The organism is Paraburkholderia sp. SG-MS1, assembly GCF_012275575.1.
Classification (GTDB): Bacteria; Pseudomonadota; Gammaproteobacteria; order Burkholderiales; family Burkholderiaceae; genus Paraburkholderia.
This window is the reverse complement of the sequence record NZ_NPIH01000011.1, coordinates 1-23,039: the sequence shown is the minus strand read 5'-3', so window position 1 is coordinate 23,039 and position 23,039 is coordinate 1. Positions and strand designations below refer to the sequence as shown.

Annotated in this window: 23 protein-coding genes; 15 read left to right on the top strand and 8 right to left on the bottom strand. The window is 64.1% G+C overall.

What is annotated here, in order from left to right:
• Nucleotides 1-631: response regulator transcription factor (locus CIC12_RS01140; RefSeq protein WP_168661365.1), on the bottom strand; the 631-nt coding region annotated here is incomplete at its 3' end.
• A 229-nt stretch (nucleotides 632-860) separates the two neighbouring features.
• Here CIC12_RS01140 and recA point away from each other — a divergent pair.
• From recA to CIC12_RS01100, 8 genes are all read left to right on the top strand, one after another.
• Nucleotides 861-1,937 carry a recombinase RecA gene (recA, locus tag CIC12_RS01135; protein WP_042321135.1) on the top strand — a complete coding sequence of 359 codons (1,077 nt, stop codon included), beginning with the start codon at nucleotides 861-863 and terminating at the stop codon, nucleotides 1,935-1,937.
• A gap of 8 nt (nucleotides 1,938-1,945) precedes the next feature.
• Nucleotides 1,946-2,644, top strand: a complete 699-nt coding sequence (gene recX, locus CIC12_RS01130) for a recombination regulator RecX (RefSeq protein ID WP_168661363.1) — start codon at nucleotides 1,946-1,948, stop codon at nucleotides 2,642-2,644.
• Between the two features lie 166 nt (nucleotides 2,645-2,810).
• Nucleotides 2,811-3,536 (top strand): DUF2889 domain-containing protein, encoded by a 726-nt coding sequence (locus CIC12_RS01125; protein ID WP_168661361.1) that lies wholly within the window; start codon nucleotides 2,811-2,813, stop codon nucleotides 3,534-3,536.
• Nucleotides 3,533-4,702, top strand: coding sequence for an ADP-forming succinate--CoA ligase subunit beta (gene sucC, locus CIC12_RS01120; protein WP_064268774.1), 1,170 nt, complete (start codon nucleotides 3,533-3,535; stop codon nucleotides 4,700-4,702). Before CIC12_RS01125 ends, sucC begins: the two co-directional genes overlap by 4 nt.
• Nucleotides 4,703-4,830: 128 nt before the next feature.
• Entirely contained in the window at nucleotides 4,831-5,712 is an 882-nt protein-coding gene (gene sucD / locus CIC12_RS01115) for a succinate--CoA ligase subunit alpha (RefSeq protein WP_012434251.1), read from the top strand.
• Between the two features lie 145 nt (nucleotides 5,713-5,857).
• The gene (locus CIC12_RS01110) at nucleotides 5,858-6,562 is read left to right on the top strand and encodes a TerC family protein (RefSeq protein ID WP_168661359.1); all 705 of its coding nucleotides are present in this window, start codon (nucleotides 5,858-5,860) and stop codon (nucleotides 6,560-6,562) included.
• Nucleotides 6,563-6,741: 179 nt separating this feature from the next.
• Complete coding sequence (locus CIC12_RS01105; protein ID WP_168661357.1) at nucleotides 6,742-7,365, top strand: pilin; 624 nt, start codon at nucleotides 6,742-6,744, stop codon at nucleotides 7,363-7,365.
• A gap of 148 nt (nucleotides 7,366-7,513) precedes the next feature.
• Nucleotides 7,514-9,301 (top strand): PglL family O-oligosaccharyltransferase, encoded by a 1,788-nt coding sequence (locus tag CIC12_RS01100; protein WP_168661355.1) that lies wholly within the window; start codon nucleotides 7,514-7,516, stop codon nucleotides 9,299-9,301.
• Between the two features lie 66 nt (nucleotides 9,302-9,367).
• Here CIC12_RS01100 and moaC read toward each other — a convergent pair whose 3' ends face one another.
• Complete coding sequence (gene moaC, locus CIC12_RS01095; protein WP_168661353.1) at nucleotides 9,368-9,844, bottom strand: cyclic pyranopterin monophosphate synthase MoaC; 477 nt, start codon at nucleotides 9,842-9,844, stop codon at nucleotides 9,368-9,370.
• A gap of 143 nt (nucleotides 9,845-9,987) precedes the next feature.
• Here moaC and CIC12_RS01090 point away from each other — a divergent pair, with 143 nt between their 5' ends.
• Entirely contained in the window at nucleotides 9,988-11,697 is a 1,710-nt protein-coding gene (locus CIC12_RS01090; RefSeq protein WP_168661351.1) for a M48 family metalloprotease, read from the top strand.
• A 74-nt stretch (nucleotides 11,698-11,771) separates the two neighbouring features.
• Here the strand turns inward: CIC12_RS01090 and CIC12_RS01085 are convergent, their stop codons facing one another.
• The 6 genes from CIC12_RS01085 to CIC12_RS01060 all read right to left on the bottom strand — a co-directional run bounded on the left by CIC12_RS01085 (nucleotide 11,772) and on the right by CIC12_RS01060 (nucleotide 16,705).
• Complete coding sequence (locus CIC12_RS01085; RefSeq protein WP_168661349.1) at nucleotides 11,772-12,362, bottom strand: DUF2946 family protein; 591 nt, start codon at nucleotides 12,360-12,362, stop codon at nucleotides 11,772-11,774.
• Nucleotides 12,355-13,425, bottom strand: a complete 1,071-nt coding sequence (locus tag CIC12_RS01080; protein WP_168661347.1) for a YheT family hydrolase — start codon at nucleotides 13,423-13,425, stop codon at nucleotides 12,355-12,357. Before CIC12_RS01080 ends, CIC12_RS01085 begins: the two co-directional genes overlap by 8 nt.
• A gap of 51 nt (nucleotides 13,426-13,476) precedes the next feature.
• Nucleotides 13,477-13,923, bottom strand: a complete 447-nt coding sequence (locus CIC12_RS01075) for a nuclear transport factor 2 family protein (protein ID WP_168661345.1) — start codon at nucleotides 13,921-13,923, stop codon at nucleotides 13,477-13,479.
• 182 nt (nucleotides 13,924-14,105) lie between these two features.
• Entirely contained in the window at nucleotides 14,106-15,131 is a 1,026-nt protein-coding gene (gene waaF, locus CIC12_RS01070) for a lipopolysaccharide heptosyltransferase II (RefSeq protein ID WP_168661343.1), read from the bottom strand.
• Nucleotides 15,132-15,500: 369 nt separating this feature from the next.
• Nucleotides 15,501-15,695 (bottom strand): zinc-finger domain-containing protein, encoded by a 195-nt coding sequence (locus tag CIC12_RS01065; RefSeq protein WP_064268765.1) that lies wholly within the window; start codon nucleotides 15,693-15,695, stop codon nucleotides 15,501-15,503.
• A gap of 86 nt (nucleotides 15,696-15,781) precedes the next feature.
• On the bottom strand, nucleotides 15,782-16,705 hold the full coding sequence (locus CIC12_RS01060) for a branched-chain amino acid transaminase (protein WP_168661341.1): 924 nt from the start codon (nucleotides 16,703-16,705) through the stop codon (nucleotides 15,782-15,784).
• 221 nt (nucleotides 16,706-16,926) lie between these two features.
• Between CIC12_RS01060 and CIC12_RS01055 the strand changes: the two genes are divergently transcribed.
• The 6 genes from CIC12_RS01055 to CIC12_RS01030 all read left to right on the top strand — a co-directional run.
• Entirely contained in the window at nucleotides 16,927-17,673 is a 747-nt protein-coding gene (locus tag CIC12_RS01055) for an AzlC family ABC transporter permease (protein WP_168661339.1), read from the top strand.
• The gene (locus CIC12_RS01050; protein ID WP_121315617.1) at nucleotides 17,670-17,996 is read left to right on the top strand and encodes an AzlD domain-containing protein; all 327 of its coding nucleotides are present in this window, start codon (nucleotides 17,670-17,672) and stop codon (nucleotides 17,994-17,996) included. The genes CIC12_RS01055 and CIC12_RS01050 overlap by 4 nt, the downstream gene beginning before the upstream one ends.
• Before the next feature lie 270 nt (nucleotides 17,997-18,266).
• Nucleotides 18,267-19,460, top strand: a complete 1,194-nt coding sequence (locus tag CIC12_RS01045) for a phosphoglycerate kinase (RefSeq protein WP_168661337.1) — start codon at nucleotides 18,267-18,269, stop codon at nucleotides 19,458-19,460.
• Between the two features lie 421 nt (nucleotides 19,461-19,881).
• Entirely contained in the window at nucleotides 19,882-21,318 is a 1,437-nt protein-coding gene (pyk, locus tag CIC12_RS01040) for a pyruvate kinase (RefSeq protein WP_168661335.1), read from the top strand.
• 220 nt (nucleotides 21,319-21,538) lie between these two features.
• Entirely contained in the window at nucleotides 21,539-22,603 is a 1,065-nt protein-coding gene (gene fba / locus CIC12_RS01035; protein ID WP_121315614.1) for a class II fructose-bisphosphate aldolase, read from the top strand.
• A gap of 131 nt (nucleotides 22,604-22,734) precedes the next feature.
• On the top strand, nucleotides 22,735-23,039 hold a 305-nt coding region (locus tag CIC12_RS01030; protein WP_274597535.1), incomplete at its 3' end, for a phosphoribosylaminoimidazolesuccinocarboxamide synthase.

Sequence of the window (23,039 nt, the reverse complement as noted above, 5' to 3'; positions counted from 1 at the left end):
CGGTGATGATGCGCACGCCGCTCGGCTCGATTTTCTTGCGCAGACGATGCACGTAGACTTCGATCGCGTTATTGCTGACTTCCTCGCCCCATTCGCACAGGTGGTCGACGAGCTGTTCCTTCGAGACCAGCCGGCCGATCCGTTGCAGCAGTACTTCGAGCAAGCCGAGTTCACGCGCCGACAGATCGATCACCTGCTCGTTCACGTAGGCGATCCGGCCGACCTGATCGAACGACAGCGAGCCGTGCCGCACCACCGTCGGGCCGCCGCCCGCGCCACGCCGCGTCAGTGCGCGCACGCGCGCTTCCAGTTCGTTCAGCGCGAAGGGCTTTGCCATGTAGTCGTCGGCGCCGAGGTCGAGCCCTTTGACGCGTTCGTCGACACTGTCCGCGGCGGTCAGGATCAATACCGGCAGATTCGAATTGCGGGCGCGCAGGCGGCGCAGCACCTCGAGCCCGGACATGCGCGGCAGGCCTAGGTCGAGGATCAATAGGTCGAAAGTCTGCATTGACAGCGCGGTATCGGCTTCGACGCCGCTCTTCACGTGATCGACCGCATAGGCCGATTGGCGGAGTGATCGAACCAGACCGTCCGCGAGTATGCTGTCGTCTTCGGCAATCAGAATTCGCATGATGCGCCAGCCTGGCCTTGCCGGCACCGTGGGTGTTCCGGCGCACAGCGGTCTCCGAAAATTATTGTGGGTAGTTGGGCAGCGTGACGGTAAAAATGCGCGTTCGCATAAGAATCGCGCTTGCCAAAACTACTGTTTTTTTATACAGTGTCTAGGTTTCGTGTGCTGTCCTTCAAAAGTGGACGGTACACCTGCCTCAGACGCCGTTCATCATAGCAAAGGACGATTCATGGAAGAAAGCAAGAAAGGCTCGGCTGGACTGACTGCTGAAAAGAGCAAGGCGCTGGCTGCCGCGCTCGCGCAGATCGAAAAGCAGTTCGGCAAAGGGTCGGTCATGCGGCTCGGCGCAGGTGAGGTAGTCGAAGACATCCAGGTGGTTTCAACCGGATCGCTCGGCCTCGACATCGCGCTGGGCGTCGGCGGTTTGCCGCGCGGCCGTGTGGTCGAAATCTATGGTCCGGAATCGTCCGGTAAAACCACGCTGACGCTGCAGGTCATCGCCGAAATGCAGAAGATCGGCGGCACGGCGGCGTTCATCGATGCGGAACACGCGCTGGACATCCAGTACGCGGGCAAGCTCGGTGTGAACGTGAACGACCTGCTGGTTTCGCAGCCGGACACCGGCGAACAGGCGCTCGAAATCGCCGACGCGCTGGTGCGCTCAGGCTCGATCGACATGATCGTGATCGACTCGGTCGCGGCACTCGTGCCGAAGGCTGAAATCGAAGGCGAAATGGGCGACTCGCTGCCGGGTCTGCAAGCGCGTCTGATGTCGCAAGCGCTGCGCAAGCTCACCGGCACGATCAAGCGCACGAACTGCCTCGTGATCTTCATCAACCAGATCCGCATGAAGATCGGCGTGATGTTCGGCAACCCGGAAACCACCACGGGTGGCAACGCGCTGAAGTTCTACGCGTCGGTGCGTCTGGACATTCGTCGTATCGGTTCGATCAAGAAGAACGACGAAGTGATCGGCAACGAAACACGTGTGAAGGTCGTCAAGAACAAGGTGTCGCCACCGTTCCGGGAAGCGATTTTCGACATCCTGTACGGCGAAGGTATTTCGCGTCAGGGCGAAATCATCGACTTGGGCGTGCAGGCCAAGATCGTCGACAAGGCTGGTGCCTGGTACAGCTACAGCGGCGAACGGATCGGTCAGGGTAAGGACAACGCGCGTGAATTCCTGCGTGAAAATCCGGACATCGCTCGCGAGATCGAAAACCGTATCCGTGAATCGCTGGGCGTCAATGCCATGGCTGAAGCCGTGACCGGCGCGGGCGCCGAAGTCGCGGACGAAGAAGAGTAAGCATCAAAGTGATACGCAAGGGCCGACCGTTGTCCGATGGCGGACGCCATTCGGCCGGCCCGCGCGATGAAGGCGACGATCCTTTCGAATCGTTCGACGCACACGACCGCGCTGCCGGCCACGGCCAGCAGCGCGCGCAGTCTGAATTCGCACAGTCCTCAACCTCGGACCCTTCCGAGACCATCTACACCCGTTCGCGGCGCACACCTGGCGAAGCGAAACCGGGGCAAGACGAAGCAAAAAAATCCCAACGTCCGGCACGTTCGCTGAAAGGGCGCGCGCTCGGCTATCTGTCGCGCCGCGAATACAGTCGCGCCGAACTCGCACGCAAACTGAAGCCATTCGTCGAAGAAACCGATTCGCTCGACACGGTGCTCGATGCGCTGGAGGCTGAAAACTGGCTGTCCGACTCGCGTTTCGCGGAAAGCCTGGTGCACCGTCGCTCGTCGCGTCTAGGCGCAAACCGGATTCTCGGCGAACTGAAGCAGCACGCGCTCGACCAGACACTCGTCGAAGAGGCCAGCGCGCAATTGCGAGAGACCGAACTCGCGCGTGCTCAGGCCGTCTGGCGCAAAAAGTTCGGCCAGCTTCCCGAAACGCCGGCCGAGCGGGCCAAGCAGACGCGATTTCTGGCGGCGCGCGGTTTCTCGGGTGCCACGATCGGCAAAATCCTCAAAGGCATCGACGAGGAGTGGGGCGGCGAATAGCCGCGTTGACTTCGGAGGTCGTTTTTGGGCCGTCCCTTCCGGCCTACACCCTTTTCCTTCGAGACAGGCTCCCAGCCTCGCTGGCCGCCCTTGCGGATTCCAACCTGTCACAAATACCCAGTATGCTAAAATTCATGGGTTTTCCAATCCGGCCTTTCCTTCCCGCATGCCGCTTTCCCCGCCAGTGTCCCGTCAGTTGCGCCACCGTCGCGCAATCAGAGCGGAAGCCTATGAGCGAGCCGATGGCCTGTGGGATGTGGAAGCGTGCTTGACCGACGAAAAACCACGCGATGTGGAGCTTGCGTCGGGCGTCCGGCCCAATGGTCAGCCGATCCATGAACTCTGGCTTCGCATCACCATCGATCGCAAGCTCAATGTCGTCGACGCCGAGGCGTCGTCCGACTGGGTGCCCTATCCTGGTTCGTGCCAAGTCAGCAATCCCGCCTATCGTGCCCTCATCGGGCTCAATCTCCATCACAACTTTCGTCGCGATGTTGCCCGTTTGCTCGGCGGCACGACCGGTTGCACGCATCTCACGGAGTTGTGTGCGATTCTGCCGACCGCCGCGATTCAGGCATTCGCCGGCGACGTGTGGAACACGGGTGACTCCAATGGCGGCACGCGAGGCGCGAGCGCAGGTTCAGGAGACGAGTCGTCTAACAGCACAGGCGAGCATTCCAACGACAAACCGCCATTCCAGTTGGGACGCTGCCACGCGCTGCGTTTCGACGGCGAGGCGGTGCAACAGTTTTATCCGCGCTGGTATGGCCACGCGCCGCAGTCAGCAAATCGCGCGGCATCGTCAGGCGAGGGCGGCAACGCGTCCGGCATGAACGACGGCAGCGGAAACGAAGTTCAATCCAACTCTCAGACTGAAGGGAATCACGCATGAAGATTCACGAGTACCAGGGTAAGGAAATCCTGCGGAAATTCGGCGTCGCGGTACCGCGCGGCAAGCCGGTCTTCTCGGTGGATGATGCGGTCAAGGCCGCGGAAGAGCTTGGCGGCCCGGTATGGGTCGTGAAGGCTCAGATCCACGCGGGGGGCCGTGGCAAGGGCGGCGGCGTGAAGGTTGCCAAGTCGCTGGAACAGGTTCGCGAATACTCGAACCAGATCCTCGGCATGCAGCTCGTCACGCACCAGACCGGTCCGGAAGGCCAGAAGGTGAACCGCCTGCTGATCGAAGAAGGCGCGGACATCAAGAAGGAACTGTATGTCGGTCTCGTGATCGATCGCGTTTCGCAGAAGATCGTCGTGATGGCATCGAGCGAAGGTGGCATGGACGTCGAAGAAGTCGCGGAAAAGACGCCTGAGCTGATCCACAAGATCGCCGTCGACCCGGCGACCGGTCTGAAAGACGCTGAAGCTGACGAACTCGCAACGAAGATCGGCGTGCCCGCCGCTTCGCTGCCGCAAGCGCGCGCGATCCTGCAAGGTCTGTACAAGGCGTTCTGGGAAACCGACGCATCGCTGGCCGAAATCAACCCGCTGATCCTGACCGGCGACGGCAAGGTCATCGCGCTGGACGCCAAGTTCAACTTCGATTCGAACGCACTGTTCCGTCATCCGGAAATTGTCGCGTACCGCGATCTGGACGAAGAAGATCCGGCTGAAGTCGAAGCATCGAAGTTCGACCTCGCGTACATCTCGCTCGACGGCAACATCGGCTGCCTCGTGAACGGCGCAGGCCTCGCCATGGCAACGATGGACACCATCAAGCTGTTCGGCGGCGAACCGGCGAACTTCCTCGACGTGGGCGGTGGCGCCACGACCGAGAAGGTCACCGAAGCGTTCAAGATCATGCTGAAGAACCCGAATCTGACCGCGATTCTGGTCAACATTTTCGGCGGCATCATGCGCTGCGACGTGATCGCGGAAGGCGTGATCGCGGCGTCGAAGGCCGTGTCGCTGAAGGTGCCGCTCGTGGTCCGCATGAAGGGCACGAACGAAGACCTGGGCAAGAAGATGCTCGCCGAATCCGGCCTGCCGATCATCGCGGCGGACAGCATGGAAGAAGCGGCTCAGAAGGTCGTCGCGGCCGCTGCGGGCAAGGCGTAAGCCAACCCCCCCAAGCGCGTTTACCAGGATTACGAATGGCGGCGCGTGAGTGACGCAGGAGCGACGCGGGCGAGGACATTCCGCCTCGCGGCGCCACCGCACGACGCCAAACGAACAGAGGTTTATACATGTCGATTCTGATTAACAAAGACACCAAGGTCATCACGCAGGGCATCACCGGCAAGACCGGTCAGTTCCACACGCGTGCTTGCCGTGAATATGCAAACGGCCGCGAAGCGTACGTTGCAGGCGTGAACCCGAAGCGGGCCGGCGAAGATTTCGAAGGCATTCCTATCTACGCTAGCGTCGCTGAAGCCAAGGCTGAAACGGGCGCGACCGTGTCGGTGATTTACGTTCCGCCGGCAGGCGCTGCTGCTGCCATCTGGGAAGCGGTCGAAGCCGACCTGGACCTCGCAATCTGTATCACGGAAGGCATTCCCGTCCGTGACATGATCGAGCTCAAGGCACGCATGCGCGCGAAGAACAGCAAGACGCTGTTGCTCGGACCGAACTGCCCGGGCACGATCACGCCGGACGAGCTGAAGATCGGCATCATGCCGGGTCACATCCACCGCAAGGGCCGCATCGGCGTCGTGTCGCGTTCGGGCACGCTGACGTATGAAGCAGTCGGCCAGTTGACGGCGATCGGCCTCGGCCAATCGTCGGCGGTCGGTATCGGCGGCGACCCGATCAACGGTCTGAAGCACATCGACGTGATGAAGATGTTCAACGACGATCCGGAGACGGACGCCGTCATCATGATCGGCGAAATCGGCGGTCCGGACGAAGCGAACGCCGCTGAGTGGATCAAGGACAACATGAAGAAGCCGGTGGTTGGTTTCATCGCGGGTGTCACGGCGCCTCCGGGCAAGCGCATGGGCCATGCTGGCGCGCTGATCTCGGGCGGTGCGGATACGGCTGAAGCGAAGCTGGAAATCATGGACGCGTGCGGCATCAAGGTCACGAAGAACCCGTCGGAAATGGCGCGTCTTCTGAAGGCGATGCTGTAAGAACGAAATTCGCGCGCTGTTGCGGCGCGCTTTTTGTTACGCTTACGAAGTCCTTTCGTGAGCGGGCGGTCCCGAAAAAGCGGGGGGGTTTAGCCCCCCGCTTTTTTATTGTCCGCGCGGCAGATTTTTTCTTATTCTTCTTCTCATGCTCGAATTTCTCACCACCCTCCATTGGGGCGCGGTCTTCCAGATCATCGTCATCGACATCCTGCTGGGTGGCGATAACGCTGTCGTGATCGCGCTGGCCTGCCGCAGTCTGCCGCCCGCACAACGCATCCGCGGCGTGCTGTGGGGGACGGCAGGGGCGATCGTGCTGCGTGTGGCGCTGATCGCGTTCGCGGTCGTGCTGCTCGACGTGCCGCTGCTGAAGTTCACGGGCGGGCTGTTGCTGCTGTGGATCGGCGTGCGTCTGATGGCGCCTGCGCACGACCCGCATGAGAACATCAAGCCGGCCGACCGGTTGATGTCGGCGATCAGGACCATCATCGTCGCGGATGCGGTGATGAGCCTCGACAACGTCATCGCCATAGCGGGCGCGGCTGAAGCAGCCGATGAGCAGCATCGCATCGCGCTGGTTATTTTCGGCCTGGTGGTGAGCATTCCGCTGATCGTTTGGGGCAGCCAGATCGTCCTCAAACTGCTCGACCGTTTCCCGATTGTCATCGTGCTCGGCGCCGCGTTGCTGGGCTGGATCGCGGGCGGTCTGATCATCAACGACCCGGCCGGCGACCGTTGGCCGATTCTCGACACGCCCGCCGCCGAGTACGGGATGAGCATCGCGGGCGCGTTGTTCGTCGTGATCCTCGGCTATCTGTTGAAGCGCCGCAATGCCAATCGTGCGGCGGCGTGAGGCGCACGGGTCGCATGCGCACATGAGCCCGAAGCCGAAACAGAACCTGCGGCCGCTATAGGGCTTCAGCGCAACGTTAGCCATTCGGCTGACTGTGAGCCGCGAGCGTCGCTGGCTACGATTGAAACGCCTGTCCCCGATCCGGGGGCCAGGCGTTTTTTTGCTTCAGGAGCCTGCCGATGATCGTTACCCTGCCGTATTCCCCTTATTCCCAGTCCTCGCTTGCCGCGCGTTCCCTGTTCGGGCGAGCGGCCTGGTCCGCGCGGCTCGCGCGCGTTTGTCGCCGCTTCGGCGTCGGCTTCACGCTGATCGAACTGATGATCGTGCTGGCGATCGTCGGCGTGATCGCGGCCTATGCGATTCCCGCGTACCAGGACTATCTGGCTCGCAGCCGGGTGGGCGAGGGGCTGTCGCTCGCCTCGTCCGCGCGGCTCGCGGTCGCCGAAAACGCCGCAAGCGGCAATGCGTTCAGTGGCGGTTACGCATCGCCGCCCTCGACCCGCAACGTAGAGTCCATCCGGGTCGACGATGACACCGGCCAGATCACCATCGCGTTCACGACGCGCGTCGCGCCCGCCGGCTCGAACACGCTGACGCTGGTGCCGTCGGTCCCCGACAATGCAGACGCACCTACCGCGCGGGTCGGCCTTGCCAAGGACTCGGTGCAGGGCGGCGCGCTAACGTGGGAGTGTTTCGCGAGCGGCAAAACGGCGTCTTCGTTGCCGGCGCCGGGCGCGGGGCCCGCACCCGCCGACGCACCCACGCTGGCGTCAAATCTCGCACCGCCGGAATGCCGCTCGTAAATGAGCGCGCGATTCGGCCAACGCGTGGCCGCTTGAAGACGGAGCGCATGTAAAAGGCTGATTTTCGGCATATTTCGGCCGGGCCGGCGCACAGCGCAAGGAATTTTTTGTATAGTGCGCCGGTTGCTTGACGCCCTCCGGTTACTCGATGCCCACCCCATTTGCGCGCTACCTGTCTCTCGTTCTGATGTCTCTCGCGTTGGTGCTGCCGTATGCGGTCGCCAACCATACGTACCCGATTCCGACCTTCTACGCTGAGTTCACCGCGCTCGCGCTGTATCTGCTGACCGGTGCGGGGGTCGTGTTGCTGACGGCGACGGCGAGACCGCGCATCACGTTCGCATCGCCGACGGTCGCGCTGGCGCCGTTGCTGTTCGGACTGGTGCTGGTCGCGCAAGCGGTGCTGCTGCCGGTCGCACAGCCGTCGATGAACTGGCTCGGCGGCGGTTTCCTGCTCGCGGGGTTCATGGCGGTTCATGCGGGCTACGGCTTCTCGCGCGCCAAGCTCGACGAGACCGCATTGCGCTGGGCGGCGGGCGCGCTGATCGTGGGCGGGTTGTTCGCGGTGTTCAGTCAGGTCATCCAGCTCTTTCACCTGGAGACGCGTGTGGCGCCGTTCGTCGTCGCGTATAACGTGACCGTCGAGCGCCGGCCGTTCGGCAATATGGCGCAGGCGAACCACCTCGCCACGTATATCGCCTTCGCGATGGCGGGCGCGCTCTTCCTCGTGCAAACGCGGCGGCTGGCCGTCGGCATCTGGCTGCTCGTATCGACGATCTTCGCGGCGGGACTGGCGCTGACCGTATCGCGCGGCCCGTGGCTACAGATGGGGGTGATCGTCGTTGCGGGCTTCTGGATGGCCTTCGCCCAGATTCGCAGCGAACCGCGGCTACGCCGCAGCAACCGTGAGTGGATCATCCCGATCGCTCTTGCCGTGCTGTTCTTCGTGGTCAATGCGCTGATCCGCTGGGCCAATGTGCACTATCACCTTGAACTCGGGCAGTCGGCGGCGGACCGCTTCAAGGACGCCGGTCAGATCGCGCCGCGCCTCGCGCTGTGGAAGTACGGCTGGACGATGTTCAGGACTCACCCGCTGCTGGGCGTCGGCTGGGGCGAATTTCCGAGCTACCAGTACGAGCTGGTGAGGACGCTCGGCGGCGTCGAGATCGCCAATAATTCGCACGATATCTTCATCGATCTGCTCGCGAAGACCGGCCTGATCGGTGTGGCCATCGTGCTGTTCGGGCTCGTCGGCTGGCTCGTGCGCGTGGTGCGTGCCCCGCAAAGCGCGACGCGCGTGTTCGGCATCGCGCTGATTGGCGTACTGACGATGCATGCGCTGGTCGAATATCCGCAGCAGTACATGTTCTTCCTGTTGCCGGCGATGTTCGTGTTCGGCTTGCTCGAGACCCGGCCGTTGCGGCTCGTGCCCGCACGTCTGTCGTTCGGCGTGTTTGCTGGGGTGGTGTTCGGCGGGCTGGCTGCGCTGTATCCGGTATATCGCGACTATGCGCGCGCGGAGGTGCTGTATTACGGCTCGCGGCCGGCGGAGCAATACACTGCGGCTCCATCGTTCCTGTTCCGGGCGTGGGGCGAGTACGGCCTTGCGACGTTGCAGCCGATGAATTCGGTCGACCTGCAACGCAAGCTCGCGATGCACAGGGAGGCCATTGCGTTGCTGCCGGGCGAAACCGTGTTGCGACGTTATGCGGTGTTGCAGGCGCTGAGCGGAGATACGGCGGCGGCGCTCGATACCGTCGAACGCCTGAAGATTTTTGCCGAGGAGTTGAAGGACTGGCCGTCGCAACTGGGCTACCTGTACCAGTTGACCGATGAGCACAAGTCGCTGGCCGGCTTCAAGGCGGAGCTGGTCAAGCGCTATGGCATGCCGTCGTCCGATCTCAATCAGGTCGACGACGAGAGCGACGAGGATTGACGCCGGTCGCGTCCGTCGCAGAGATTGAAAGTGTCAAGGGGAAGGGGTTCATGGCGTAAGCCGCCATCAACCCGCCACCCAATCCCCCGACTTCCCGCCATGCTTTTCCATCACGCGCACATCGGTGATCGTCATCCCACGATCCACCGCCTTGCACATGTCATACACCGTCAGCAGCCCTACCTGCACGGCGGTCAGCGCTTCCATCTCGACACCTGTTCGCCCGAGCGTTTCCACTTGAACCGTGCAATGCACGCCAGGCAGCGTTTCATCGAGCTCGAAGTCGACTTTCACGCGCGTCAGCGCGAGCGGATGACAGAGCGGGATCAGATCGGCAGTGCGCTTCGAGCCTTGAATCGCTGCAATGCGCGCGATGCCGATCACGTCGCCCTTTTTGGCGTTGCCGTCGCGGATCAGCGCGAACGTCTGCGGCAGCATGCGGATCGAGCCGCGCGCGACGGCGATGCGCTTGGTCTCCTGCTTGCCGCCGACGTCCACCATATGCGCTTGGCCCGCGGCGTCGAAATGAGTGAGTTCAGGCATGGTTGGCTCCTTCAGAGGGCGCCTATCATAGCAGTGCGACGCAACCACCCGGAGCGCCGCATCGACTGATTACAATTGCCCCGTGCCCGCTATCTTAGTCCGAGCGGCGGGCGTCGCTTTCCGACTTCGTTACCGACCTCGCGATGCGTCTGAAACGGTTTCTTGCTGCGTTGTTGGCTGCCGCGCTCGTGGCGCCGCCGGGCGCGTTCGCGCAATCGCATGCCGCGCCGAAACTCGCGCTCAACGCGCAGCCCGCTGAAACGCCGTTGATCAGCGGCCCGTCCGACGCCTACGCCGACCCGCTCGTGCCGCCCGACATCGCCCAAGGCGTGTTCGGCGTGTACGGCGGCGCGCAGAGTCGCCTCTCCGGCAACGCCGGTCTGAACAGCAGTTGGCGCGCGCCGATCGCCACGCAGCAATTGCCCGATCTCGGTAGCGGCGGCTCGGGCGCGCTGACGCCGCAAGCCGAGCGCAAGCTCGGCGATCGTGTGATGCGCGAAGTGCGCCGCGACCCCGACTATCTCGACGAGTGGCTCGTGCGCGACTACCTGAACTCGGTGGCGGCCAAACTCGCGGCGGCGGCGAGCGCGCTGTACATCGGTGGCTATCGTCCCGACTTCGAGCTATTCGCGGTGCGCGATCCACAGATCAACGCGTTCTCGCTGCCCGGTGGGTTCATCGGCGTGAATACCGGTTTGATCGCGGCGACGCAGACCGAGTCCGAACTGGCGTCGGTGCTGGGTCACGAAATGGGTCACGTGCTGCAGCGTCACATCTCGCGGATGATTTCGGCCAGCGAGCGCAGCAGCTATGCCGCGCTTGCCGGCCTGCTGTTCGGGGTGCTCGCGGGCGTGCTCGCACACAGCGGGGACCTGGGCAGCGCGATTGCGATCGGCGGCCAGGCGTATGCGGTCGACAACCAGTTGCGCTTTTCGCGTTCCGCCGAGCACGAGGCTGACCGCGTCGGCTTTCTGCTGCTGGCCGGCGCGGGCTACGACCCCTACGCGATGGTGACCTTCTTCGGCCGGCTCGATCGCGCGGCGATGAGCGACACGGGCGTTCCCGCATACGCGCGCACGCATCCGTTGACTGGGGAGCGGATCGCCGACATGGAAGATCGCGCGCGCCGCGCGCCGTACCGGCAGCCGCATCAGGCGCCCGAATACGGTTTCGTGCGCGCACGGGCGCGTTTGCTGCAGGATCGCTCGCGCAGCGAGTACGCTGAAGAGGTGTCGCGCCTGCGCTCGGAGATCGACGACCGCACCGCGGTCAACGTCGCGGCGAACTGGTACGGCATCGCGTATGGGCAGATGCTGCTCGAACGTTATGACGATGCGGTGGCGTCACTCGCGACGTCGCGCGCCGCATTCGCGACTTGCGAGCGCACCGAAGGCGAATCCGCGCGCAGTTCGCCGAGCCTCGACGTGCTGGCCGCCGACATCGCGCGACGTGCGGGCCGCAACGACGAAGCCGCGCGTCTCGCGGAGTTTGCGCAGAAGCGCTGGCCGCAGTCGAATGCCGCCATCGACATGCACATCCGCACCTTGCTGACCTTGCGTCGTTTCGCCGACGCGCAGGCGCTCGCACAGAAGGAAACGCTCGCGCACGCGGATCAGCCTGCCTGGTGGCTGTATCTCGCGCAGGCGAGCGCGGGCAGCGGCGATGCGTTGACGCAGCATCGGGCGATGGCGGAGAAGTTCGCGCTGGAGGGGGCGTGGCCGTCGGCAATCCGGCAACTAAAGGATGCGCGCGATCTGAAGACGATCGGCTATTACGATCTCGCGACCGTCGACGCGCGCCTGCACGAAATGGAGAGCCGCTACAAGGAAGAACGGCTCGATGAGAAGAGTTAGATAGCGGTTGGCGCGGGTCCGGTTATCTGCGCGCACTGAGGCTGAACGTCATGCGCGCCAAGCCTTGGACCTACCTAGACCTTCGCCGCCGGACTCGGCTCGAACCCGAAGCGCGTGGCGACCTCGCCGCGCCGTATCGCTTGCAGCGGCAATGCGACCTGGTCGTTCCAGTGGAACTCGCCGCTCATCGAATCGTCGGCCAGGGTCGCGTGATCGGAGAAGAGCTCCAGATCGTGATCGTGCAAAACTGCGACTCTCGGGTGCGCCGAATTGTCGGCATCGCCAGCACTGCTGATAAACAGAATCCCGCCTTCTTCGTCGACAAACGCAGCCGTGGGCTCGAAGGAACCGCCTGCCTGGTCCTGCAACGCGAGTGTCCCATCGGCGTTCGCCGACAACCGCACCACCCACGGTGTGTAACCCAACTCCACGTACACCCGCTGCGGGCCGTTCTGGAAGAACCACTGCCCGTGTTCGTCGGCGCCGTAGTTCCGGTTGATGAAGCCGAGCAGCGCCTCATGCCGGATCGGCGTGCCCGGCGAGCCGCTCGCCTGGGCCGCTTCGTCACGCATGCGCCAGTTGCCGCGCCGGTCCAGCATCAGCCAGCCCGCGCAGCTTGGCACATTCGGCCATTTGGCCAAAGCCTGTTTGACGATGTCATCCATGATCGACGTGCCGCTCCAGGTAGCCGAACACGCGCCGCGACAGCCAGTCGATGCGGCCCGGGAACGGCCCGGTCATGAAGCCGGCGTGGCCGCCGTGCCTCGGTTGGTCGAGCTCCACAGCCGCCGAGACTTCATGCCGCGACGGCAGGGCCTCCGCGGGCAGGAACGGGTCGTTGCGCGCATTGAGCACCAGGGTCGGCACCTGGATGTGCGGCAATAGCGGACGCGTGGTCGCGCAGCTCCAGTAGTCGTCGGTATCGCGAAAGCCGTGCAGCGGCGCAGTCACCACGTTGTCGAATTCGTACATGGTGCGGCTCGCCAGCATCGCGTCGCGGTCGAACAGGCCGGGAAACTGGGCCAGCTTCTGGTTGGCCTTCTGCTTGAGCGTCTTCAAAAAACTGCGTGTATAGACGAGGCCGAAACCCTGCGACAACGCACGGCCGCCCGCATGCACGTCGATCGGCGTCGAAATCGCCGCGGCCGCCGCGACCACCGACGCGGCGTCCTCGCGCCGTTCGCCGAGCCAGCGCAGCAGCACGTTGCCGCCGAGCGACACACCCGCTGCCACGACCGGCCCGCGATGAGCGGCGCGCAAACGGCGCAGCACCCAGTCGACTTCGTTGCTGTCGGCGAGGTGATAAAAGCGCGGCAGACGGTTCATCGTGCCGCTGCAACTGCGAAAGTGCGGCACGACGCCGTGCCAGCCGTAGTCGCGCGCGGCCGCCATCAGCGTCGCCGCGTAGTGCGAACCCGAACTGCCTTCGAGGCCGTGAAACAGCACGAACAGCGGGGCGTCGACGGCGGGTGTAGAGGGTGCGGCGGACTGGCCGTCCGGTACGACCCAGTCGAGATCGATGAAATCGCCGTCGGGCGTGTCCCAGCGCTCGCGCCGAAACGACACCGGCGGGCGACGCGCGAACAGCGACGGGACGATGGTCTGCGCATGCCGGTTCGGCAGCCACAGCGGGGCGCGGTAGAGCAGCTCGACAGTGGCCTCGACGGCGGCCGCGACCGTGGTCTGGGCCGTGCCGGAGGAAACGGGTTTATCGTGCGTCGAACTCATGCCGGCGTTGGAGCAAAAAATAAAGCGCGAACCTGAATCGAAGACCGTATGTCAGTGCAGCGAGCCCTGACCATGCCGCATCTTGGTGGCGAACTGGCTCGCGGCCTCGTTCGGCATCGGGCTCGCGTGAATGTGAGCGATGCGCCACTCGCCGCGTTCGTGGACCATCACGTAAGTGGTAAAGACCATGGCGGGCGTGGCGGTGGGGTCGGCCGGCCGATGCGCCTCGGCAATCGCATAGACGACGGTGCCAAGACTGTCGTAGACGCGGATGTCGAGCGGCTCGATCGACACGGGCGCGGCCTCGAGCTGGCTCTGCAAGCCGGCGCGAATGCTGTCGAGACCGTGCAGGTGCGAGCCGTCTGCGCAGATGCAGCTGACAAACTCCTCATCGATCCACAGGCCCATCAAGCTGTCGATATTGACCTCGGCGACGGCCTGATAGTAGGCGTGCAGGGTGTCGGCGGCGGCTTCGAAGATATGGGCAAAACGTGGCATGGCTCGTCAGTCTCTTGTGCGCGGCGCGCGGTTGCGGGGCAGCGGTCAGCGGGACAGTCCGGCGCACCGGACCTGTCGGCCCCGGAGCGTCAGCATGCCCGTGCCGCAAGGCGCGAGCATGACGCGACGCGCACGGGGGCGTGCGGTGTTGCGTGCAAGTATCAAGTCGACTATCAGTCGGCTCAGCGTTGCGCGAGCAGCATGCCGCGCAAATCGCCGAAGACCTGTTCGGCGCTCAGCTGCTTCAGGCAGTTCAGATGCCCGAGCGGACATTCGCGTTCGAAACAGGGGCTACATTCGAGATGAAGCCATTGTACCTTCGCAAGCTCCGACAAGGGCGGCGTGTGGCGCGGATCGGTCGAACCGTACACGGCCACCAGTGGCCGGCGCAGCGCGGCTGCCACGTGCATCAGGCCCGAGTCGTTCGTGACGACCGCGTTGGCCCGCGAGATCAGCGCGCAGGCTTCGCCGAGCGCGGTCTGGCCACACAGGTTGCGCACGTTCGGCGCCTTTTCGGCGATCGCCTGGGCGAGCGGCGCGTCTTTCGGCGAACCGAGCGCGATGATCTGCGTGTACGGGAACGACTGGCCGACCATCTGCGCGAGCGCGGCGAAGTGTTCGGGCGGCCAGCGCTTGGCCGGGCCATACTCGGCGCCCGGACAGAACACCAGCAGCGGCACGCGCGTATCCAGATTGAAGCGCGCCGACACGCGCGACGCTTCGTTCAGGTCCGTGTCGAGGCGCGGCATCGGCAGGTTGTCCGGGATTTTGGCGCCGGGCGCGTAGGCGAGGGCAGCGTACTGGCCGACCATCGGCGGGCGCTCGTCCTTGCGCGGATTCGCGTGCCGCACGTTCAACAGGCCATAGCGGCTTTCGCCGGTGTAGCCGATGCGCAGCGGAATGCCCGCCAGCCACGGAATCAGCGCCGACTTGAGCGAGTTCGGCAGTACATAGGCCGCGTCGTAGCCGACATCGCGCAAATCGCTTGCCAGTTGCCAGCGGCGCAGCATCTGCAGCTTGCCGTGCGCGAGGTCGGTGGCGTAGACGTCGCGGATTTCCGGCATGCGTTCGAGCACGGGCGCGACCCACGAGGGTGCGACCGCGTCGATGACGATGCGGGGATGCAATTTCACGAGGCGCGCAAACAGCGGCTGCGCCATCAATGCGTCACCGATCCAGTTCGGTGCGATAACCAACGCGCGACGCATCAGAGTGAGTGTCCGGTGTCGAAACGAAACGCCGCGCGCGCGATGCGCGTGGCGTTCGGATTGATGAAAAGGGAAAAGCCGCGAACCGCGTGGCGCGCTTCCGGGGTGGCCGCAGGCGCCGCGGTGGCGGCCCGATTGGCGGCGCCGTCAGAGCGTGCTGGCTGTCGAGCTTGCGTGCGCTTGCTGTGTCTTCCCGCCCGGGCTGCCTGACGACAAGGCGGACAGCACCATGTTCAGCCTGTGAACGAGCGAATCACACAACGAAACGCCCGACGGGGGCGCACCTTAAAACAGCGACTAACCCGCACCGATCGACCCGCGCCCAACACGCCGAGCCAGCGCCACCAGGTAACGCTCAATGCGCCGTGTTCAATGACCCTTGACCACTTCGCCGTCGCGCAGCTTGTAACGCGTGCTGCAGTAGGGGCAACGCGCTTCGCCGTGCGTGACATCGATAAAGACGCGCGGGTGTGCGCTCCAGCGCGGCATGGCCGGGTTCGGGCAGTACGCCGGCAGGTCTTTTGCCGACAGTTCGACCAGCGGCATTTCCTTGATTTCGCTCATGGGCTTTCTCGTTGTATGCAGGGTGCGGGCGTTGCGCCGGTAGCCGGCCCGAAGGGCAATGGGCCCGGAGATCGGCGCAGCGCGCGTTAGATCTTGGTGAGCCAGTGCGCGTACTTGTCGCTCTTGCCGTTCACGATGTCGAAGAAGTCCGATTGCAGCTTCCCGGTGATCGGGCCGCGTGCGCCCGAGCCGATCGTGCGGTTGTCGAGTTCGCGGATCGGCGTGACTTCTGCGGCGGTGCCGGTGAAGAACGCTTCGTCGCAGGTGTAGACCTCGTCGCGCGTGATGCGCTTTTCGATCACCTCGATGCCCGCGTCGCGCGCGAGCGTGATGATCGTGTCGCGCGTGATGCCGTCGAGGCACGACGACAGGTCCGGCGTGTACAGCTTGCCGTTGTTCACGAGGAAGAAGTTCTCGCCCGAGCCTTCCGACACGTAGCCGTCGACGTCGAGCAGCAGCGCTTCGTCGTAGCCGTCGGCGATCGCTTCCTGGTTGGCGAGGATCGAGTTCACATACCAGCCCGACGCTTTCGCGCGGACCATCGACACGTTCACGTGATGGCGGGTGAACGACGACGTCTTCACGCGGATGCCCTTCGCCATGCCGTCTTCACCGAGGTAAGCGCCCCACGGCCACGCGGCGATTGCGACGTGGATCGTGTTGCCCTTGGCCGACACGCCGAGCTTTTCCGAACCGACCCAGATGATCGGGCGCAGATAGCAGGACTCGAGCTTGTTCTCGCGGACCACTTCGCGCTGCGCGGCGGCGAGCGTTTCGTGGTCGAACGGCACGTCCATCTGGAAGATTTTGGCGGAGTTGAGCAGACGCTTGGTGTGCTCCTGCAGACGGAAAATCGCGGTGCCGCCGTCGGCCGTCTTGTAGGCGCGTACGCCTTCGAAAACGCCCATGCCGTAGTGCAGCGTGTGGGTGAGCACATGGATTTTGGCGTCGCGCCAGTCGATGAGCTTGCCATCCATCCAGATTTTGCCGTCGCGGTCGGCCATTGACATACGATTCTCCAGCGGGTGCGTTGTGAAGTGTGGCTGCGCGCGTCAGGGCAGCCAAGAGCGTTATTTTAGCGTCTTTTGCACACGGAACGGGCATTTGGGCACATCCCGGACGCTATAATCCGGCACACGCATAATTCACATCCGGATGCGCCAGCGGGTGCCTGACGACCTGGCGCCGACTTCCCTTCGTTGCGGCGCCTTGCGCCGGCTCGTTTCGCCTCATGCTCGCTCGTCTGTCTGATACCGATCGCCGTGCCTTCCGTGAGGGCGCGCGCGACTACTCGCCCACGCTCATGGCGATTTTCTCGTGGGGGCTCGTCACCGGTATCGCGATGAGCAAATCCGTGCTCACGGTGCCGCAGGCGCTCAGCATGTCGCTGCTGTGCTACGCCGGCTCGTCTCAGCTGGCGGTGCTGCCGCTGCTCGCCGCCAGGCTGCCGATCTGGACCGTGCTGCTCACCGCGGCGATGGTCAATACGCGGTTCGTGATTTTTAGCGTCGGGCTCGCGCCGCACTTCTCCTATCTGTCGATGTGGCGGCGCATCGTGCTCGGCTATTTCAACGGCGACGTGATCTATCTGCTGTTCCAGAAAAAGAGCTTCCCGACCGGCTACGTGCCGGGCAAGGAGGCGTACTTCTGGGGCATGGCGGTGTGCAGTTGGCTCTCCTGGCAGGTGTCGTCGATCGCCGGCATCCTGCTCGCGAGCCTGATTCCGGACAACTGGGGGCTCGCGCTGGCGGGCACGCTGGCCCTGCTGCCCATCATGGTGTCGGCGATCGCGACGCGCTCCACGCTGGTCGCGGTCGGCGTCGCCGGGGTCGTGTCGTTGCTCGCATTCGACCTGCCGTACCGGCTCGCGCTGCCGCTTGCGGTGATCGCGGCGATCATCGCCGGCAGCGCCGCCGATCTGATGGTCGAGCGTGCCGATCTGCGTCGTATCCGCAACAGCGCCGGAGATTCCCGATGACATCCACGCAAGTCTGGCTCGCCATTTTCGGCATGACCTTCGTCACCGCGGTGACCCGTGCGATGTTTCTGATCGGAGGGGAGCGCACGGTGCTGCCCGCGCGCGTGCAGCGCATGCTGCGCTATGCGCCGGCCGCAGCGCTGGCCGCCGTGGTCTTGCCCGACGTGCTGACGACGCCGGACGGCGCCCTGTCGTTCGCCCCCTCCAACCATGAGTTTTACGCGACGCTATCCGGTCTCGGGTGGTTTTTGTGGCGGCGCACCATGCTCGGCACGATCGTCACAGGCATGGTGGTTTTCACGCTATTGCGCATCTTCGTATGAGGGGGTGCCTGGCGAATGCTGCGCCGCGTCATGGGCGCTGTCATCTCCAAATACGCGAGATTCGCCTGCACGCGGGTCAGAAGGTAGTGTGGATCAGTTAAAATGCCAGTTTCCGGGTTGAGCGCGCTGCTGCCAGCGCGAGAGCCGCGGCCCTGCCGTCGGCGCCCGATCACGTGGAGCCGCTGCCGTGTCACAGCGCTGGAATTCGCCGCGCTCGACGCCCGCGCGCCGTCCGCCACCGCCTTCTCATCAACTCGCACACACACGCCCATGAACAAGGTATTGCGTCTCTCCGATCTGATCGCCGAAGGCAAGCTGTCTGGCAAACGCGTGTTCATCCGCGCCGATCTGAATGTGCCGCAGGACGATCAAGGCAACATCACCGAAGACACCCGGATCCGCGCCTCCGTGCCGGCTATCAAGGCGGCGCTCGATGCAGGCGCCGCCGTGATGGTCACGTCGCACCTCGGTCGCCCGACCGAAGGCGACTTCAAGCCGGAAGACTCGCTCGCGCCGGTCGCGAAGCGTCTGGCCGAACTGCTTGGCCGCGACGTGCCGCTGGTGGCGAACTGGGTCGACAACGGCGTGAACGTCGCGCCGGGCTCGGTGGTGCTGCTGGAAAACTGCCGGGTCAACAAGGGCGAGAAGAAAGATTCCGACGAGCTCGCGCAAAAAATGGCGAAGCTCTGTGACGTCTACGTGAATGACGCGTTCGGCACCGCGCACCGCGCCGAAGCGACCACGCACGGCATCGCGAAGTACGCACCGGTCGCCTGCGCAGGCCCGTTGCTGGCGGCCGAGCTCGAAGCGCTCGGCAAGGCGCTGGGCGCGCCGAAGCGCCCGCTCGTGGCGATTGTCGCCGGGTCGAAGGTGTCGACCAAGCTGACCATCCTGAAGTCGCTGGCCGACAAGGTCGATCAGCTGATCGTCGGCGGCGGCATCGCGAATACGTTCATGCTGGCCGCGGGCCTGAAGATCGGCAAGTCGCTCGCCGAAGCCGATCTGGTGAACGAGGCCAAGGCCATCATCGACGCGGCCAAGGCGCGCGGCGCCTCGGTGCCGATTCCGACGGACGTGGTCACGGCCAAGGAGTTTTCGCCGACCGCCAAGGCTGAAGTCAAGGCCGTCGCCGACGTGCAGGACGATGACCTGATCCTCGACATCGGACCGGAAACCGCGAAGGTGCTCGCCGCACAGCTGGAAAAGGCCGGCACGATCGTCTGGAACGGCCCGGTCGGCGTGTTCGAATTCGACCAGTTCGGCAACGGCACAAAGACCCTGGCGGACGCGATCGCCAAATCGTCGGCGTTCTCGATTGCAGGCGGCGGCGATACGCTCGCGGCGATCGCCAAGTACGGCATCCACGACAAGGTCAGCTACATCTCGACGGGCGGCGGCGCTTTCCTCGAGTTCCTCGAAGGCAAGAAGCTGCCGGCGGTCGAAGTTCTGGAATCGCGGGCTTAACGTGGCGATGCGCTCCCCCCCGGCAAAGTCAGCGAAAGCGCGTAGCGGCCAGCGCGCCAGCCAGCCGCGCGATACCGCGGCAGCGACGGCAGGGGAGCGCGCGGCGTGCTCTGCCGCCACTCCAGCGGCATCCGCCGCAACAGAAGAATCCGGCTCGTCGTTCGCGCTCGCGGAGTTGACCACCGCCGGCGACGCAGCGAAAGTGTCCAGCGGACCATCCGCGCCGTCGCCCGCGGAACGCCCCGCCGCAGAGACCGTCCCTCCGCCGGCACCCTCCGTGCCGGTATCGAACACCGCTTCAACCTATAAAGCGACGCTGGTTTCAACCGGCGCGCAACCCCTATCAGCATCTTTCGGTGCGCAGCCTCCGCATCCGACTCGCAGCGCTCATTCCAGCGATCCTATCCAGACGAGGAGACTCATGCATCGCGCCACCAAGATTGTCGCTACCATCGGACCGGCTTCCAACACGCCGGAAATCCTGCTGCAAATGATTCAGGCAGGGTTGGACGTGGTGCGGCTCAATTTCTCGCACGGCACCGCCGACGACCACCGCCAGCGCGCCGAATTCGTGCGCGAGGCGGCCCGTCAGGCCGGCCGTGAAGTCGCCATCATGGCGGACCTGCAAGGCCCGAAGATCCGCGTCGGCAAATTCGAAAACGGTAAGGTCACGCTGGTCGCCGGCGAGCCGTTCATCCTCGATGCCGACTGCGAACTCGGCAACGGGCAACGCGCCGGTCTCGACTACAAGGACCTGCCGCGCGACCTGAAGTCGGGCGACGTGCTGCTGCTCAACGACGGCCTGATCGTGCTGAACGTCGCGCGGGTGATCGGCAATGAAATCCACACGATCGTGAAGATCGGCGGCGACCTGTCGAACAACAAGGGCATCAACCGCCAGGGCGGCGGTCTGTCCGCGCCGGCGCTCACCGCGAAAGACATGGAGGACATCCGCACGGCGATGTCGCTCGGCGTCGATTACGTCGCGGTCTCGTTCCCGAAGAACGCGACCGACATGGAAATGGCCCGCCAGCTGGCGAACATCGCCGGCGCGCCGTTCGGCATCAAGCCGAAGATGATCGCCAAGATCGAGCGCGCGGAAGCGATTCCGGCGCTGCAGGGCATCCTCGACGCGTCGGACGGCATCATGGTCGCGCGCGGCGACCTCGCCGTGGAAGTGGGGAATGCCGCAGTCCCCGCGCTGCAAAAGCGGATGATCCGTATGGCGCGCGAATCGAACAAGTTCGTGATCACCGCGACCCAGATGATGGAGTCGATGATTTACGCACCGGTGCCGACCCGCGCCGAAGTGTCGGACGTCGCGAACGCGGTGCTCGACGGCACGGACGCGGTGATGCTGTCGGCGGAATCGGCGGCGGGCAAGTACCCGGTGCAGACCATCGAAACGATGGCGGCGATCTGTATCGAAGCCGAGAAGTCGGAGCAGTCGGAGCTGGACCGCGATTTCCTCGACCGCACGTTCACCCGCATCGACCAGTCGATCGCGATGGGCGCGCTGTTCACCGCCTATCATCTTGGCGCGAAGGCGATCGTCGCGTTGACCGAATCCGGCTCGACCGCGTTGTGGATGTCGCGTCACTGGACTCACGTGCCGATCTTCGCGCTCACGCCGCGGGTCGGCAGCGAACGGGCGATGGCGCTGTACCGCAACGTGACCTCGCTGCATCTGGACACCAACACCGACCGCGACACGGCGTTGCAACAGGCGTTGGAGACCGTGGTGAGCAAGGGTTACGCGTCGCGCGGCGACATGGTGGTGCTGACTGTCGGCGAGCCGATGGGGCAGGCCGGCGGTACCAATACGTTGAAAATCGTGCGGGTCGGAGAACCGTACTGATCAGGCATCAGACTGCTCGATCGGCACTGGCCTGATTGAGCGAAGCAGGCCCGCATGCTCCGCGAGAGGCGGCGCACCGCCCTCAATCACGTCTCGAGCGGACAAGGACCGCTCGGCGCGTTAAGGCCCGTGCGACAGGGTATGCGGCTTGCTTCGCGACAAGATCGCCCAAAAAAGAGGCCGACGGCACAAGAATTCGTTTCAATCTAAGGAGTTAAGCATGCCTCTCGTATCAATGCGTCAACTGCTGGACCATGCCGCCGAAAACGGTTATGGCCTTCCGGCATTCAACGTGAACAATCTGGAGCAGGTTCAGGCGATCATGGCGGCGGCCGACAAGGTCAACGCCCCGGTCATCATGCAGGCTTCCGCCGGCGCGCGTAAGTACGCGGGCGAGCCGTTTCTGCGCCACCTGATCGAAGCGGCAGTGGAGTCGTATCCGCATATTCCGGTCGTGATGCACCAGGACCACGGGCAGTCGCCGGCGGTCTGCATGGCGGCGATCCGCAGCGGCTTCACCAGCGTGATGATGGACGGCTCGCTGGAAGCCGACGGCAAGACCGTCGCGTCGTATGAGTACAACGTCGAGGTGTCGCGCAAGGTGGTGGAAGCGGCTCACTCGATCGGCATCACGGTGGAAGCGGAACTGGGCGTGCTCGGCTCGCTGGAAACCATGAAGGGCGACAAGGAAGACGGCCACGGCGCGGAAGGCACGATGACCCGCGAGCAGCTGCTGACCGATCCGGAGCAGGCAGCCGACTTCGTCAAGCTGACGCAGTGCGATGCGCTGGCAATCGCGATCGGTACGTCGCACGGCGCGTACAAGTTCAGCAAGAAGCCCACGGGCGACATTCTGTCGATCCAGCGCATCAAGGAAATCCATCAGCGCATTCCGAACACGCACCTGGTGATGCACGGTTCGTCGTCGGTGCCGCAGGAACTGCTCGCGGAAATCCGTGAATTCGGCGGCGACATGAAGGAAACCTACGGCGTGCCGGTCGAGGAAATCCAGGAAGGCATCCGTAACGGCGTGCGCAAGGTCAACATCGACACCGACCTGCGTCTGGCGATCACCGGCGCGATTCGCCGCTACATGGCGACCAATCCGGGCAAGTTCGATCCGCGCGATTACCTGAAGCCGGCGCGCGAAGCGGCGATGAAGATCTGTGTCGACCGTTACATGCAATTCGGCTGCGAAGGTCAGGCCGGCAAGATCAAGCCGCTTTCGCTTGATAAAATCGCGGAGAAGTACAAGTCGGGCGAGCTTGCGCAAGTCGTCCGGTAAGCTATAACTGCTCTGCGCCTGGCCGTTTGGCCAGGTTGTCGTTAGATCGCCGTTCCCGCATCATCCGGGGAACGGCGTTTCCCTTTTGTTCCGCACACACTTTTTTGCCTCACTTTTAGCGAACCACGACGATGTCTACCCTCTACGAATCCACGCTCCGCTCGCTGCCGCTGCTCGGCCGCGGTAAAGTCCGCGACAACTATGCGGTGGGCAACGACCAGTTGCTGATCGTCACGACCGACCGTCTGTCGGCGTTCGACGTCATCATGGGCGAGCCGATTCCGAACAAGGGTCGCGTGCTCAACGAAATGGCGAACTTCTGGTTCGAAAAGCTGAAGCATGTGGTGCCGAACCACCTGACGGGCGTGGCGCCCGAGTCCGTGGTCGCGGCGGACGAAGTCGAGCAGGTCACGGGTCGCGCGGTGGTCGTCAAGCG